Below are 15758 nucleotides of genomic sequence, written 5' to 3' on the forward strand. Positions count from 1 at the left end.
ACAAAATTAACCAATTGATTTTTATTGATATAAATAAACTAGTGCAAAAATTATGAGGGATGGCAAATGGATTGATACACAACTGCCACAAATTGAGCCGATGGTGATTGAGTTTGAGCAACAACCGACTAAAGGCTGTTATTTGCGCTCGCTATCTATTGAGTGAATTAAAAGCGCACAGATAATCCCATGCGCTATTGTCTGTTAATTAGAAATACTTGGTGTAAAGCGGGCATTTAGAGTCTTTATACTCCTCATTGCCTTTACTTAACTGAGCTAAATCAAGCCAAGGGATCTGTTTTGCCGCGACGAATGCACATTCAACATCAATGGTATGTATGTCCACAGGTCGCTTGCCAGCTTTGTCAGTGTTGAAATCAAGTGGGTTGCTGTCCAGCACTATGAAGTCAGCCAGTTTACCTGCTTCAATAGAGCCTAGCTTATCCGCGATATTATGCTGCTTAGCTGGCACTATCGTCAGGGCTCTAATCGCTTCCATGATCTCTACGGCTTGATCGGCATTGAGCGGTGTACCGTTCCCCTCTAAGTTCGGGTAATACCAAGTATTACGGGTAACTGCCTGTTCAACAAACCATATTGGAAACAAAGGGCTGATACTTAAATCGCTATGAATTGAAAACGGAATACCTGACTTAAATTCTGCGTACATCGGATTGATCATTTGGGCCCTCTGTTCACCCAGCTCATTCTCCATTGAACGTCCCCAATAGGCAATGTGTCCGATCAGGTGGCTCGGCATCAGGTTTGGCAGTATCTTACGTGCTTCTTCATATTCTGTGACTACTTTTGGAATTTTCTCTACCGACACATCATCCGCGCGATTAACCGTTGAATGGATAATGGTATGTGCCAAACAAGCGTAGCTGCTTAAATCATCCGCTTCGCCACACTGTGACTCAGTTGAGCCATTCATATCTAGCAACGCTCCGATTGAATCTGCAATCCCTTTATCTCCATTGGCATGAAGATTAAAATACCAGCCAGAATCGGCAAACTGTTGTAAGTTGTGGGCTATTTGCTCTCGATTAAAGTCAACATGCCCTGAACCAAACATCTCACACAGGCCTTCAACATCATAATCATGGCTTAAATTAGCGCTACACCCCTGAGTTGAACCATCGGACCATAGCTTCACACCTTCTACCGACAACATGCCTTTGTACGTTGCGCTATCGAAAGCGATTTTGTACTTGTCACTGAGGTCTTTATCTTTAAGGTTATCTTTTTCCTCCTTTCTATCTTCCTCTAGCTTCTCACTCAAGTCATGCCAGTCATATAAGGATCGAATACGGGTCGCCGCTTTACCAGACTCTACAATACACTTATAACTTTTAACCATATCTATCGTTGATCCGCCCTCAACAAAGGTGGTCACCCCTTGCTGTGATGAGGTATTCAATATATTTTCCATCACTTTTATCACTGGATCTTGTGATTCTACATTACATACAATTGGGTCGGATGCCACGTTTACATCAGCGTGTTTGAGCATTCCCGCAACATTGAGGCGCTTTGAGTCAAAGCTTTTAGCGATTGCCTCTACAAAAGGCACATAGGAGCTTTGCTCCTTTAACAACCCTGAATATTGCCACATCCCTTTGTTTTCAACGATGCTCCAATCTCCGTCCGGAAAATATTTAGCTTGTACAATGCGTTGATAGGATTTCATAGCGCTTTCGCTGTTCGCTTCACAGCGAAGGGTGACACTTCCATCGCGATTAATCACACTGGGGTCGATATTGTGGTTGAGATCAAGCGCAGCAATCTCAGATTTTGACAGCGTTTTATCACACAACCCCGTTTGCTTGAACGCAACCATATTGGCGTAACCCAAATGCCCAGATTGGTCTAACACCAAAACTGGATGAGTCGCTAACACGTTCCCTTGATTCTTAGTGGCACCTTGGCCAAATGCCTGTGCATCTTCAATAAAGTACATGGGAAAACGTAAGAATGCTTTATTGTCATTAAGTGCTTTTGCGAACGCAGCTTTATTTTTGGCGTCAATGGTTACATCATTGTTTGGATTGGGTAAAAATGGGTAGTTATTGCTTTGCGACAACAACATACGTGATGGGTCAAGTCCATTGCCAACCAGCCATTGCTCAGCCTTGTTAACTTTACTCGCTCTCAGCGCATCTAACGCTTCTTCAATATAAAGATAGCAATTTGCTCGTACACCCCCTTGCTCTGTCGGTATGTCCTTACCTCGATAATATAACCAGCCATAGTCTTGATTGAGCTGTTGTTGGTATTTATCTGGCAAACATGGCATTAGGTTAGGAACAAATGAGGTTTGCGCGGTAAGCTGTAAGTGTGCATGAGGTTCGATAAAACCTGGCATCAAGGTTCTGCCTGCCAAGTCCATATAGCGTACTGGTGATTTAATATGGGCATACTTGCTTTTCAAGTGCTTATCTATTGATTCCAGCGTATCTACCGCCACAATAGTATCATCAACAATCAAAAGGCCTGCGTTATCTCGTTGATGCCTGAATACCCGGTTTGCATTATCTGCCGTGATAATATCGCCACCATACACCACCAATATGCGCGGTAGACTCTCCACACCATCCCGTAGGGCCGTATTGACTGAATTACTGTGGCTCGCATCATCACCGATTAATGAGCAGCCAGCCAAAAGCAACGGTACGCACAAAGATGACGCCCATACTAACTTTTTCATCATTTTCCCTTCCTATTTCAATGTCTTGAATGAAAGACAACCGCCCTATCGAGCGGTGTACTAAGAGTAAGCAAACACTAATGTCTGAGAATCATATACATTAGCTTTGTTAGGAAAAATGTCGATTACGGCGCATTACGCGTTACGTAATGTGCTCTATTCAATACCCGTAACACAACCCACCTGAAAACGGCTAGGTAAAAACACAGAGTCGCGATTCTCAATCAAGTTAGATGGCTAGATATCTGCACATTAATTGCGCCAGACTTTGTCAATTAAACAAAAAATTCATTCAAATATCATAAAATACCAACATATTTACATTCATTTACATTGCTTTTGTAAATAAATCAATACGTATAAGTCACTAATTTAGGTGAATTTATTACTTCAATTGGCTAAAAAACAACTGGTCATACCATGACCAAGTTTTAATCTTGCTATTGATCCAAAACGTATCTCAGATTATTCCTAGATTACTCATTCACGAGTAACAACAAGGATACAACATGAACAACATAAAAATGACAACAATAACATTAGCTGTTTTGGGAACACTTTCTTCACCTTTGTTGATAGCCAAAGAATCAACACAACCAGACGTAAGTATAAATATTGTTGGTGGCGTTGAAACTCAACCACAATCAAGACCTTACCAAGTTGCATTGTTAATGAACGGCCGCCAAGGCTGTGGCGGTACATTGATTAGTCAAGACTGGGTATTAACTGCTGCACACTGTGTAGACAACGCGACCACAAGCGGTTTAACAGTGCGTGTTGGCGCACATTCTATCAGTCGTAATGATGGTCAAACATTACGTGTATCTCAGATTATCAGCCATGAACAATGGCGTGGCGCTAACAGTATTCGTTCAGGTTACGATATTGCGGTACTACGTTTAGCATCGCCAGCTAGCAGCCAGTACACTCCTGCAAAACTTGCAACACGCGAAATTGAACAACAATACGCATCCGTTGGCGATGACGTGACCGTATCAGGCTGGGGGTTAACGTCGAACCGAGGCCGCCCAAGCGATGTGCTTCGTGAAGTAGATTTACCGGTTATCAGCAACTCTACTTGTAGCAGCCAGCTCAACTATAGCATTCCTAGCTCTGTGATCTGTGGTGGCGGTCAAGGTGGTGTTTCAGCATGTAACGGCGACAGTGGTGGCCCATACGCAGTACGCGTTGGCAATGAATTCTACAGCATCGGTACTGTAAGCTGGGGTATCGCGTGTCAGGGCGCATCAGCATTTACCAGAACAACCAGCTATCTAGACTGGATCAAAGCAAAAACAGGTATTGGTAACACAGACCCAGATGATGGCGCACCAGTAGCAGACTTTGACTTCTCTGTTGACCAACTATCTGTCAGCTTTACTGACCGTTCACGCGACGATAATGGCATTCGCAGCCATAGCTGGAAATTCGGTGACAACCGCGGTGGTACGTCGACACAAGCGAACCCTACTTACCAGTTCAGCGAAGCGGGTACTTATAATGTTCAACTGACCGTAACCGATACAAAAGGCCAGACGAACACCACATCTAAACAGGTTCGCGTAACCAATGGTGATGATCCAGGCAGCTGTAGCGGTGTTGAAGCATGGAGTGCGTTAAAATCTTATGCACTTAACGACAAAGTTAGCTTTAACGGCTATGAGTACAAAGCAATCTGGTGGTCACAAGGTGCTCAACCTGATATGTATCCAAGCGTATGGCAAAAAGGTGAAGCTTGTGGTGACGCATCAACACCTGTCGCTGACTTCAGTGCATCAGTGTCAGGCTTGAATGTAAACTTTAGCAACAATAGCAGCGGCAACATTGTTGCAGTACAGTGGAACTTTGGTGATGGAAACCGCAGTTCAGCGTTTGCGCCTAGCCACACTTACGCACAGGCTGGCAGCTATCAAGTAACCTTGTCAGTAACAGACAGCAATAACCAAACAACTTCGGTGACAAAATCAGTTTCAGTAACGGATGGCGGCACTGGTGATTGTAATGGCATCAATGCTTGGTCTTCACAAACAGTGTATCAATCAGGTGAACTAGTTCACGTAAACGACAGTGTGTATCGTGCAAACTGGTGGGTACAGGGTGAACATCCAGAGTCTTCAGGTCCTTGGGGTCCTTGGACACGTGTTGGCTCTTGTAGCAGCATGTAAGTAATTTTTAATTTCTCGACCGGACTTTAAAAAAACCTAAGTCCCATGTAATCTAACTTTTATATAAAAATAACGACTTGATATCATGGGACTTAATCAGCAAACCGCCAGTGAACTTACCAGATTAGGTGAGCGAATTAAAAAAACCCTCAATGCGGTTTTTGCAGAACTCCCCTTACAAGCTCATACAATCAATGGCTTAACTCAGTTTCTAGACTATCACAGGTCAAATAGTCAGCGCGTTTTCAATGCAAAAAAAGCAGCAACGGGCGATTTGGTACTATTGCAATTACCTGGAATTAAGGCGTTAGAAGAGTTTACCAGCAAATTACAAGCCCACATTAGCGTCACGCATTATCAGCAGCTTCAACAAGTATGTCACTTGTTTGCTCAAAGTATAAAAATGTATGCCAGTAGCCACGCAGATCTGAAACGCCAGCTACAGAGCTTACACCAACCTGATGTTGATGAAATTCCTCACCAGCAAGATAAACGTGCGCAACTGTATTACGCAGCTAAGTCACTGCTAGGGTTTAGCGTTGAACATATATTCTGTACCTATATATTAACTCGTCAGAGCCCCTCGGCTGATTTTTTGCAGGAAATCGCTCTGATCAGTAAAACGGGTATTAAACGCCAGCGCGGCGCACCTCCTTTTGTACAGTTTTACACGCATCCACACCCAAGTGATTTCACTCGGCCACAACTATTAACCCAAGCAAGCCGTATCCATTCGAATAAATTTACCATAGGTATTGCTAGTGAGTTTTCCACCACAGGGCTGGATCAGGCTTATAGTAGCTACTCCCCCAGTAATTCCGGGATCGTATTCGATGAGCTCCCCGATGCTCCTCGCTTTGATGCCACTTTCATTTTCAATAATCCAGATGAACTGGTTAACCCGCTGACACATCAAAGTCAGTGCAGCTCAACCAGCATCTCAATCAAAAACCCAACCAAGCGATTAACCTTGCTGGTACTGGTAGACAAAGCCATAGATAGAAGCAGCAACGTAAATGTCGGTTGCTATCATGGCAATCAAAAAATAGAGGAAGGTAAATTAAACGCCAGCGATATGTGGACAGAGCGTCTTCCAGACTTTCCTGAATTACGGGTGGTCAGCCTACAAAACCCACATAACTTATTGAATCAAGACATGAAAATGCAGGCTAAAGTCGAGTACCTGCTAAATTATGCCAACCTTAGCGCCGATCATTTTGTATGCTATCTCATGGATGTTGATTTCCCGATTTGGTCAGCGACCTATCGTATCTATTTCGAACACACTTAAGTTTCTATTCAACATACTGATTATGCTGCTTATTTTTCTAACAAAATGTCACATTTTTAAGCTTGCATTAAGCCATGAAGGTTTATAAGGTACGCACAAAATGAAGGAGCCTAATTAGCCCTTCGGTTTATTTACCTAACCATGTAAGGAACACTATGCGTTACTTGTTACCTCTTTGTACTTTGCTGTTACCACTTGGTACATTGGCAGCAACACAAAACTCTACTGATAAACAATGGTTTAATACCGCTGAATATAATCATGTCGAGCAAAACAGCATCGACTCTATGGTCCTGTCAACAAGTTACTATTTTGCCCCACAGCAAAATACTGGGGTGTGGGATGACTTTGGATATTTAGATACAGACTCAAAAGTCTCCGCGAGTTACACAGACTCCGACTTAGATAACTATTTTGGTCTGTCGGGTGAAGCCTTTTACAACAACTGGTTTGTACATGCAGAGGTTCAAGACCTAGGAGAAGAAGACAATCACGGCTACGGGTTTGGCTATCTTTACAATGATGCACTTAAAGTATCAATCACCCACTATGTGCGTAACGACGACTCTGACTCGATTTGGCTGCAAGCTCAATACAACCATCAAATCAATGAACACGACTATTTGGGTGTTACCGTACGTGCGGAAGATGACTTAGACAATTGGTCAGTTGCAACTCGCTATTTTAAAAAGCTAGAAAACGGCGCGTTTTTTACGCTAGATGCGAGTCATGCTGATGGTAATCACAGTAATTCTGTCACCGCTTTTATGGCGAATTATTACTTCAACACGAATTTTGCAGTGGGTGCGGGCCTCAACGATTCAGACCTACAATTAGAAGCGAAATACTTCTTATCTGATAAATACTTTTACCGAGCATACTATTCAGACAGCGAGCAAGGTGATTTGATTTCAGTGTCATTCAACGCTTATTTCTGATCTGCTCAGTTTATCTATGTGCGGTGCTGCATGCATCGCACATTAATTCCATCATTTCGGACCAAATGTTAACCAATATATCTCATTAGTTGCCAATTCATCACTAAACTCATTCCTAGACTTGCCCCATAACCCTTTAAAAGAAACAGAAAAATTCACATTCATCCGCCGTCAATGTACTGGATATGAAAATATTTAAACACAAATGCAATAAAAATAGAGTAGAATATCCAAATCTAGTGAACACGCTAGATTAGTGCTAAACACGGGAACTATAATAAAATGTTAAAAAAAACAATTCTAGCAACCCTGATCTCAGCGGCTTGCATTCCAGCTCATGCAGAGCTAATAATTTCAGAATATGTCGAAGGTAGCAGCTACAACAAAGCAGTAGAAGTTTACAACACTAGTGAACAAGCTATTGATTTAGCTGACTATGCACTTTCTTTTTACTTCAATGGCAGCGCTGATGCAGGCCGTACCATTGCATTAGAAGGAAGCCTAGCGGGTAAATCAACCTATGTTGTTGCACACTCAAGTGCCAACGAAACACTTACAGCAAAGGCACAGCTGCTATCAGGTGGCAGTTGGTTTAACGGTGACGATGCGGTTGTACTTGCCAAAGCGGGTAATATCATCGATAGCTTAGGTCAAATCGGTGTTGACCCTGGCTCAAGCTGGTCAGATGGCGACGCGAGTACTCAAGATAAAAGCCTTGTTCGTAAACCTGAATTCATGACAGGTGACTCGAATGCCAGCGACGTATTCTTACCTTCTACACAGTGGCTTGCTAACGCAAAAGACGATTTTTCAAATATTGGTGTGCATTCAAATGAATTGCCACCAGAACCTGAAGATCTGATCTGTGATCAAAACAATGTACTGATCAGCCAAGTTCAAGGAACGGCTGATGCAAGCCCATTGGCTGGTGAAGTAGTTGAAATACAAGGTGTAGTTACCTCAGCATTACAGGGTGACGAACAGCTGAAGGGCTTCTTCTTGCAAGAAGAAGTAAGCGACCAAGATAATGACGTATTAACCTCTGAAGGTATTTTCGTTTATTACGCTGGCACTGCTGTGAACAACGGCGACATCGTAAAAGTACTTGGTAAAGTTGAAGAAAAGTACGGCCAAACACAACTTACTGCGGTTACAACTTTGAAAGTATGCGGTTCAGCGGCGTCAGTACCTGCAACACTTATTACCTTACCACTAGAAACAGGCCTTGAATCAGTTGAAGGTATGTTGGTTGAAGTAAGCAATGAGTTAGTTGTAAATGATACTTACGGCTTAAAGCGTTACGGTGAAGTACGTCTGGGTACTGAGCGTTTGTATCAATCTACACAGATAGCTTTGCCTGGTGAAGCGGCAAACGCAGTTGAAGAGTTAAACAAACAAAAAGAAATTTTGTTAGATGATAGCTCATCGGCACAAAACCCTGAGGTTATCCCTTACCCAGCTCCTGAACTAGATGCGTACAATACCTTACGCCTAGGTGATAAAGTAACCAACGTGCAAGGTGTGCTGGGTTATGGTTACGGTCAATATCGTATTCAACCGACGGCACAACCAAACTTCATCTCTGCAAACCCGCGTACTGAGGCACCAGAGGTAACGACTCGTGGTGATTTGCGTATCGCAAGCTTTAACGTACTTAACTACTTCAATGGCGATGGTCAAGGTGCTGGGTTCCCGACTCCACGTGGTGCGGACAATGCAGAAGAGTTTGAACGTCAAAAAGCCAAAACCGTTGCCGCTATGCTACAACTAGATGCTGATGTATTCGGTATTCTAGAAATGGAAAACGATGGCTTTAGCGAGCTAAGCGCACTGGCTGATTTAACGGCTGCGTTAAACGCACAAGATAGCGAAAACAGCTATGCTTACGTCAACCTTGGCACTGAAAAAGTCGGTGGCGATGCTATCATGTCAGCCATTATTTACCGTAGCAACAAAGTGAAAGAAGTTGGTACGGCTGCATTTACAGAAGTTGTACCATTTGACTATGGTAACCGTCCACCGGTGATGCAAACCTTCACTGATTTGCAAAGCAATGAAACATTCAACCTTGTTGTTGCTCACTTACGCTCAAAAGGTAGTTGCTCAAAAGCACAAGGGCTAGATCAAGATCAGAATGATGGTCAAGGTTGTTGGAACCAAACTCGTGTTGATGCAGTTAAAGCGCTTGCTAGTTGGTTAGCAACAGCACCAACTGGTCAAGACGATCCAGATACCATTATTCTTGGCGACATGAACGCATATGGTCAGGAAGACCCTATCCGCACTTATGTTGAGCAAGGCTATCAAGATATCAAAAAGCAGCTACACCAAACCACAACTGATTACTCATACGTGTATCAAGGTCGTATTGGTAGCTTAGACCACGCCTTTGCGAGTGAGTCTATGATGGAAAAAGTGGTAGACATCGCTGATTGGCATATCAATGCCGATGAACCTGTTGCACTTGACTACAACACAGAGTACAAATCTGACAAACACAAAGCGAGCTTGTACGCTGAACACGCTTATCGTGCATCTGATCACGATCCAATCGTGATTGAGCTTAAAACCCAATCTAAGCAAGATATCATTGAAGGTGAATTCAGCGCTTTGTCTGGTTGGTTCTGGTGGCAGCGTTTTTCTATCGAATTACCAGAAGGGTATAAAAACCTTGAAGTAAGTATCAGCGGTGAAGGTGAAGCGGACTTATACGTTCGCCACACTAAGAAAACACACTTCTTCAAGTATGACTGCCGCCCGTATTTGTGGGGAAGCAATGAGAAGTGTAGTTTAGACAACCCACAAGCAGGTGTTTGGCACTTTGGCTTACGTGGAATTCTTCCTTATGCTAACGTCACGCTTAAATATAAAGCGAGCAAGTAATACAGCATAATGCCAAACCGCCAGCCTAAGTGCTGGCGGTTTTATTTATCCACAGGTGATTTCACCTTTCATATAATCTATCGCACTACCAATTAAAGTAACGCGCTCTCCTTTGACTTCACATAAAATGCTGCCACCACGCGTTGAAGCTTGTATCGCACAGAGCTTACTTTTACCTAGCTTTTGCGCCCAAAACGGTGCTAATTCACAATGCGCCGAGCCAGTCACAGGGTCCTCGTCCACACTCAAATTGGGGAAGAAACAGCGGCTAACAAAATCAACCTGATCGCCAGGTGCTGTCACCACAATCCCCCGTAAATCTAAATCACGCCAAGTATTATAATCTGGTTCTAACGCTCTAACTTGTGCCTCATTTTCAAGTAACACAATATAGTCAAATGCGGTAAAAACTTGTTTCGGCTCGACATTTCTCAGGCCACCAACAAGCGACAAAGGCGCCGTGATCTCTTCAAGCGCAGCAGCAGGAAAATCCATGCTGTACCCTTGCGCCGTTTTACACACTTCCAAAGTACCACTTCGCGTATGAAACAATATCGACTCATGCTCATAGCCTAGATGTTCGTATAGCACATGGGCGCTGGCCAAAGTAGCGTGACCACACAAATCGACTTCATCTTTGGGTGTAAACCAGCGTAACTCATAACCCGACTGCGCTTTCACAAAAAATGCGGTTTCTGACAAATTATTTTCTTGCGCGATTTGCTGTAACAATTTGTCTTCTAACCATTCATCCAATGGAATTACCGCCGCAGGGTTGCCCTGAAACAATTGATTAGTAAAAGCATCGACTTGATAAATAGGTAATTTCATTGCACTTCCAAACTGTTAGCTAGTAGCTATAACTTTAGCGGCTAACCATCAATAACATCAACACAATTTGTGAATATAAGTTAAGCAACCTCAGTATTGATAAACGGCAAACTCACCATCTTGTACGATCATTGAAACCTCACAATGGTCAATTTAATATGAAATTTCACATCCATTTTCTGCCAAACAATAGTGTCTCGTTAGGCATTCTATCAATGCACCCTCCGCATAATGTGAATAAAACATCAAAAATATGAATATCATAATGCATTGATTTATATCATTAAAAGTTCACAATCACACATTGTCAGCGCTGTCATTTAGTTCTATGATCATCTCGCTTAAGCAAGGAAGGGCCCAGTTCCGCAGTCGCTAGTCAACTTTTATTAAAAGCAAAAGGATTAATTTGTATGAAAAAGTTAAGTTTATTCGCTGCAGCGTTAGCTGCCTCTACAGGCGTATTGGCATTACCAGAGCAAGCGTTTGATACCGATGGGTTTGAACGAGTCACAGAATATAGTTATGGGCCTATCGCCTCGGCTATCATCACCAGTGAATTTGCACATCAACTGAATGTATATCTGCATCCACGTAATGCGGGTGATTCGTGCCAGTATGGAAACATTTATGCTCAATCAACTGGTGAACATATAGCACACGCCGATGTGTCAAATGTTCCAGCACAAGTACTCATGCAACAAGCCACCGCCGAGATCCCTGATCAATATTTGATGGAAAATAAACGACTGCGCGTCTCTTGCACCAATTCAGAAGGCCAAGACTATGATGTGCTGGTCAATATTCCCGGCGCTCCTGTGGTTGATTGGCAGATCAGCGTAGAACCCAAAGGAGAGTTTATTCACCGCCCAAATACATATGGCTATCACAGCGTCTTTGAAGTAACTAGCAAACTCAATGTAAACAATCAAAATAACGGTAGTCGCTGCACCACTTTATCAAACCGTGGCGTAGAGCTTGGATTGTTTCATGGCGAGGGCCGCGTTGGGCCTTTCCATTCAGATGTATTCACAACCAATATTGAAGTGGACAACTCACAAGCTGGCCAACCTGTCTTATATCAAATCATAGAATGTGAAAATGCAGTAGGAAAAACCATGGCAGTGAAAGTATTTACATTGACTAACCCTGATAGCATTTATTTGCTTGAAGAAGATGTGATTGTTAAATAACTTACTGTTAGACAGGTTTAAGCAACTCTTTGCTGTGTAAACATGTTTGACTAAGGGCCTCATTCGAGGCCTTTTCAACATTTGCCGCACATAGATGCCAGATGAGTAAAAGTTTTAGACAAATTGCCACATTGATTGTCGGTACATCACTGCCGTTCAGCGAATCAAGCAGTTATAATCGAAAACCAATTCTGTATTGGTGGACCCTACCCTAACAAGGTCAAAGCATAAACAAACCGCCTAAATACGCAAACGAGGGGTAAGCAACGGTTATGGGTTTGGCTTGAATTTCTTGGTCATACCCTGGCTAGATGGAGAAACTAGTTTGTACCCTAACTTTTCGTAAAATACGGGTTCATCTGCGATCATCGAAACATAAGAGCCTTCTAAAGCAACAGACGATAGATAACCATCAATGTATTCCATAACTTTTCGGCCAAGTCCTTGACCTTGATAGGCGGGGTCAACAGCAACATCTACCACCTCAAAGTTACATGCACCATCACCAACCACACGTCCCATCGCAATTAATGTATCACCGTCTCGCACTGAAATAGCATATAGACTATTTGGCAAAGCAATTGTGGCAGCCTTTAATGACTTTGGAGATAAGCCTGCTTTCACACGCATATCGCAGAACTCACTTGGGCTAGGCACCTTTGCCTGATAGGTTATTGTCATTGTTTACCACTCCTCTATTGTATTTGGAGCATACATAAAACAACTGTATAAATAAACACGTATTTACTTGGAGTATATGGAAATTAGCATGAATATCTACGGTTCACGCACGCGATTCACGATGCCTCAGCAAAGAAAAGTAATCTCACCAACACAAAGGCTACTTTGCTGGCCGCTCAGTAGTACTTTTACTGGCTTCGCACACTAGCCAATTAAAAATATTGCGGTGGGCTTGCATATAAAACAAATACTCTGGATGCCATTGCACCCCTAAAATCCTATCGCTCTTAGCGCTTTCAGTAACCTGATTGATACCGGATTGCTCTTTGCCTGTCACTTGCATATCCTTGCCCGGCTGCGCCACGGCTTGAGAGTGCAGAGCGTTAACTTTTAGCGGATCATCTCCAGCAATTTTTGAGATCAGCGAGTCATCCTGAGTGTAAATAACCTTTTTACGAGGAAAGAAACTGCGAATTCGCATTTCACGACGCAGTAGTGGCAGCGTCGAGGTGTACATCTTGCCACCTAGTCGCGCGTTCAGAAGTTGGTAGCCCCGACATATCGCTAAAATCGGTTTATCTTGTTGCAAGGCATGATCAATAAACGTAATTTCCATGTCATCTCTGGGTTTATCATACCCGCCCTTAGAAAACCGATGCAAAAACTCCAATGGATAAGCTAACCACTCTTTTAACTTCAGTGACAGTGGCCTTTTTACTTTGGGTAAATTTTGCTTTTGATAGTTGTCGGGATGAATATCTGAGCCGCCACCAATAATGAAACCATCATAATCGGTATTACCATCAAATTGCTTAGGCGTAACTCGATAGGCTTTTCCACCCGATAGCCAGATGTTAAAAGCACTAAATAGCCATGCTGTAGTACCAGCATTATCCGGTCCGGTAACGGCTATTTTAGGTTTATCAATGGATGACATATCGACCTGATAGTTTTGAATTATTGAGAAAAAAGCGAGATAAATAAAGTCTATCTACAAGTGTATACGCTATGTCTAAGGTTACAAACTGAATATTGCTCTGCGATTAGAGCCCGTACTTTGACTCGCTGTGCGACTTCCAGCCAGACGGTAAGTTCGGTTGTGTTGGCAGCCAGTGCTCAGCAAGACCTTTTGTTGATATCTGCGTGTGGATAACGCTAAAAAGCCAAGACAAAATAAACAGCATCTATGCTAAGTAAGGGAATTTAGGAAGTCTGACTTCACCCGCGTTTTATAAGACCACTTTAATTCAAAGATGCCACTGTTTGCGCTGTTTTCCTTAACATTAACTGTTCACGAATGGTATTTCGTATCTGTGTATGTAGTTCAAGAACACGGTTTATATCATTTAAATTCAAGGAGATGTTTTCTAGCATCACGAGGTCAATATTAAATTGCGGATAGTGGAGTGACATAGACATATACCCAGGTAAATAGCCCGTATGGCTATATTCTGAAATGCCCTCTTCTGTATTAATTCTAAGCCCATAGCCATAGCTCATGTTCGGCCAAAAAAACTTCATTTGAGTATGTGCCTTCGTCATCAGGCGATAACTCTTAGCGCTGATTAACTTGCCAGAATGAAGCCGGTGTTGAAAAGACGCAAACGCCCGAGCTGACGCTATCAAACCACCTGCTGGCAGTAACATTTCATCTATTTCTAGATTTGTAGGCTGCAAACTCTCTGACTCTTCTAACCCTCTGATAAGCGACGTCACTTTTTGCTGAATGACTCCAATATTTCCTACCGCACTGTAGAGTTGGCCAAGCTGATTTTCGTGTGCAAATTCCATGACCTGCTCTGAAAATGGTTGTTTATTTACTTTTTCAAGCACCTGCCCCAAAAGAGCGTAGCCTAAATTGGAATATGCAAATTTGCTCCCTGGCTCAAAGTGATTTTCCTGACCTAGAGGCGCAATACCTGATGTATTGCTCAGAAGGTGGTGAAGCGTGATTCGATGGTCAAATCGCTCAGGCTCTAGTATGGATGCTTCTTGCCTGCCAAATAGGTAACTGTTCAGTGGGCGCGCTAAGTCTAGCTTACCCTCATCAACTGCTTGCATGACCAAAGTTGCGGTAATTTGTTTAGACAGAGACGCAACCACAAAGCTGGTTTCATAAGTCACCCCTTCGCCTATTTGAAGTTCAAATTGAGTCGTGCCGTGTTCAAGTAGCAAAATACTGCCACTAAAGGGCTGCAAAGAATTTTTTATCGTTGTCTCAATTATATGCCCAATGTCTTGTGTATTTGATGTAACTTTCTCGGGTTGATGTCTCGGCGTTGTAGCATTGGCACTAAAACTCAACAGAAATAAAAAATAGCCCAATAGATTGGGAAAGTGCCGAGTGAGCATAGGTTATCCTTAAGGTTTTGAGTGAAAATAGCGCGAATGTCAGTCTTGAGATAGTCAATTACTGATGCTTAAATTTTAACTTTACTACATGAATTGTATATATTTTTTAATATATAACTGGACAGCCACTTAAATTTGAGTCGCTGCCCAGAATGAACTTGCCGTCGTTATCGCGTTGTTCTTACACCAGCATACGGCGTGTGAGATCAGTTGCCAATGCTCACTCTTACCACTGCCCATGGTGAAACTTCACCCGCAGGGTTGATCACTCGAAATGGGATCATATCAGAGCGGTTAATACCTTGCGTATCGTCTGCCATATACAGCAATTTGCCTTTGAATTTGAGCCAGCGTCTATCTAACGTGTTATATGCAACTGCCTGACCATAAGCGGTTTCAGCTTTATCATAAAAGCTGATTTGCTCATACGACTTACTTGAGTCCAATTGAATACGCAATTCGCTGTTTGGATATTCTGGGTCGAATACGTAGCCATCTGCGAACAGGTTAAACTCTTCTTGAACATACATTTGTGCATCATACTCAAATGTTGTCTGACTGAGTTGCGGTGCTGCACTTGCCAAAGATGTTACAAATACCGAGCTTGCGAAAATTGCCTTTAACCAATGTGAGTTTAATTTCATTTCAATATTTCCTTATTACTATATGTTAACTACACCCTGTCAAAACTAACAAAATCAATATCTTAATGCAATTTAC

Annotated in this window: 11 protein-coding genes; 5 read left to right on the forward strand and 6 right to left on the reverse strand. The window is 42.7% G+C overall.

Features of this window, described 5'->3' with window-relative positions; translation table 11 throughout:
- Window positions 1–208 precede the first annotated feature (208 nt).
- Window positions 209–2710, reverse strand: coding sequence for an amidohydrolase family protein (locus C2M32_RS19705; RefSeq protein WP_105170003.1), 2502 nt, complete (start codon window positions 2708–2710; stop codon window positions 209–211).
- A 506-nt stretch (window positions 2711–3216) separates the two neighbouring features.
- Between C2M32_RS19705 and C2M32_RS19710 the strand changes: the two genes are divergently transcribed.
- The 4 genes from C2M32_RS19710 (at window position 3217) to C2M32_RS19725 (ending at window position 9984) form a co-directional block, all read left to right on the forward strand.
- Window positions 3217–4872 carry a trypsin-like serine protease gene (locus tag C2M32_RS19710; RefSeq protein ID WP_234401364.1) on the forward strand — a complete coding sequence of 552 codons (1656 nt, stop codon included), beginning with the start codon at window positions 3217–3219 and terminating at the stop codon, window positions 4870–4872.
- A gap of 85 nt (window positions 4873–4957) precedes the next feature.
- Window positions 4958–6163 carry a hypothetical protein gene (locus C2M32_RS19715; protein ID WP_105170004.1) on the forward strand — a complete coding sequence of 402 codons (1206 nt, stop codon included), beginning with the start codon at window positions 4958–4960 and terminating at the stop codon, window positions 6161–6163.
- A gap of 155 nt (window positions 6164–6318) precedes the next feature.
- Window positions 6319–7101: a putative porin gene (locus tag C2M32_RS19720; RefSeq protein WP_105170005.1), complete on the forward strand. Its 783-nt coding sequence runs from the start codon at window positions 6319–6321 to the stop codon at window positions 7099–7101.
- A 282-nt stretch (window positions 7102–7383) separates the two neighbouring features.
- Window positions 7384–9984: an ExeM/NucH family extracellular endonuclease gene (locus C2M32_RS19725; RefSeq protein ID WP_105170006.1), complete on the forward strand. Its 2601-nt coding sequence runs from the start codon at window positions 7384–7386 to the stop codon at window positions 9982–9984.
- Window positions 9985–10029: 45 nt separating this feature from the next.
- Here C2M32_RS19725 and C2M32_RS19730 read toward each other — a convergent pair whose 3' ends face one another.
- On the reverse strand, window positions 10030–10815 hold the full coding sequence (locus tag C2M32_RS19730; protein WP_105170007.1) for a PhzF family phenazine biosynthesis protein: 786 nt from the start codon (window positions 10813–10815) through the stop codon (window positions 10030–10032).
- Window positions 10816–11225: 410 nt separating this feature from the next.
- Here C2M32_RS19730 and C2M32_RS19735 point away from each other — a divergent pair, with 410 nt between their 5' ends.
- Window positions 11226–12005 carry a hypothetical protein gene (locus C2M32_RS19735; RefSeq protein WP_105170008.1) on the forward strand — a complete coding sequence of 260 codons (780 nt, stop codon included), beginning with the start codon at window positions 11226–11228 and terminating at the stop codon, window positions 12003–12005.
- A gap of 270 nt (window positions 12006–12275) precedes the next feature.
- Here the strand turns inward: C2M32_RS19735 and C2M32_RS19740 are convergent, their stop codons facing one another.
- From C2M32_RS19740 to C2M32_RS19755, 4 genes are all read right to left on the reverse strand, one after another.
- Window positions 12276–12686, reverse strand: coding sequence for a GNAT family N-acetyltransferase (locus C2M32_RS19740; protein WP_105170009.1), 411 nt, complete (start codon window positions 12684–12686; stop codon window positions 12276–12278).
- Between the two features lie 160 nt (window positions 12687–12846).
- A complete protein-coding gene (locus C2M32_RS19745) occupies window positions 12847–13623 on the reverse strand; it encodes a gamma-glutamyl-gamma-aminobutyrate hydrolase family protein (protein ID WP_105170010.1) in 777 nt (258 codons plus the stop codon).
- A 305-nt stretch (window positions 13624–13928) separates the two neighbouring features.
- Window positions 13929–15038, reverse strand: a complete 1110-nt coding sequence (locus tag C2M32_RS19750; protein WP_105170011.1) for a serine hydrolase domain-containing protein — start codon at window positions 15036–15038, stop codon at window positions 13929–13931.
- 206 nt (window positions 15039–15244) lie between these two features.
- The gene (locus C2M32_RS19755; RefSeq protein WP_105170012.1) at window positions 15245–15682 is read right to left on the reverse strand and encodes a hypothetical protein; all 438 of its coding nucleotides are present in this window, start codon (window positions 15680–15682) and stop codon (window positions 15245–15247) included.
- Window positions 15683–15758: the final 76 nt, after the last annotated feature.

Source organism: Pseudoalteromonas sp. T1lg23B (genome assembly GCF_002964665.1).
Taxonomy (GTDB): domain Bacteria; phylum Pseudomonadota; class Gammaproteobacteria; order Enterobacterales; family Alteromonadaceae; genus Pseudoalteromonas.

Excerpts from the sequence above, each read along its gene's own strand:
- C2M32_RS19705 (WP_105170003.1), bottom strand. The coding sequence starts at position 2,710 with ATGATGAAAAAGTTAGTATGGGCGTCATCTTTGTGCGTACCGTTGCTT.
- C2M32_RS19725 (WP_105170006.1), top strand. The coding sequence starts at position 7,384 with ATGTTAAAAAAAACAATTCTAGCAACCCTGATCTCAGCGGCTTGCATT.
- C2M32_RS19710 (WP_234401364.1), top strand. The coding sequence starts at position 3,217 with ATGAACAACATAAAAATGACAACAATAACATTAGCTGTTTTGGGAACA.
- C2M32_RS19720 (WP_105170005.1), top strand. The coding sequence starts at position 6,319 with ATGCGTTACTTGTTACCTCTTTGTACTTTGCTGTTACCACTTGGTACA.
- C2M32_RS19735 (WP_105170008.1), top strand. The coding sequence starts at position 11,226 with ATGAAAAAGTTAAGTTTATTCGCTGCAGCGTTAGCTGCCTCTACAGGC.
- C2M32_RS19750 (WP_105170011.1), bottom strand. The coding sequence starts at position 15,038 with ATGCTCACTCGGCACTTTCCCAATCTATTGGGCTATTTTTTATTTCTG.
- C2M32_RS19745 (WP_105170010.1), bottom strand. The coding sequence starts at position 13,623 with ATGTCATCCATTGATAAACCTAAAATAGCCGTTACCGGACCGGATAAT.
- C2M32_RS19740 (WP_105170009.1), bottom strand. The coding sequence starts at position 12,686 with ATGACAATAACCTATCAGGCAAAGGTGCCTAGCCCAAGTGAGTTCTGC.
- C2M32_RS19715 (WP_105170004.1), top strand. The coding sequence starts at position 4,958 with ATGGGACTTAATCAGCAAACCGCCAGTGAACTTACCAGATTAGGTGAG.
- C2M32_RS19730 (WP_105170007.1), bottom strand. The coding sequence starts at position 10,815 with ATGAAATTACCTATTTATCAAGTCGATGCTTTTACTAATCAATTGTTT.
- C2M32_RS19755 (WP_105170012.1), bottom strand. The coding sequence starts at position 15,682 with ATGAAATTAAACTCACATTGGTTAAAGGCAATTTTCGCAAGCTCGGTA.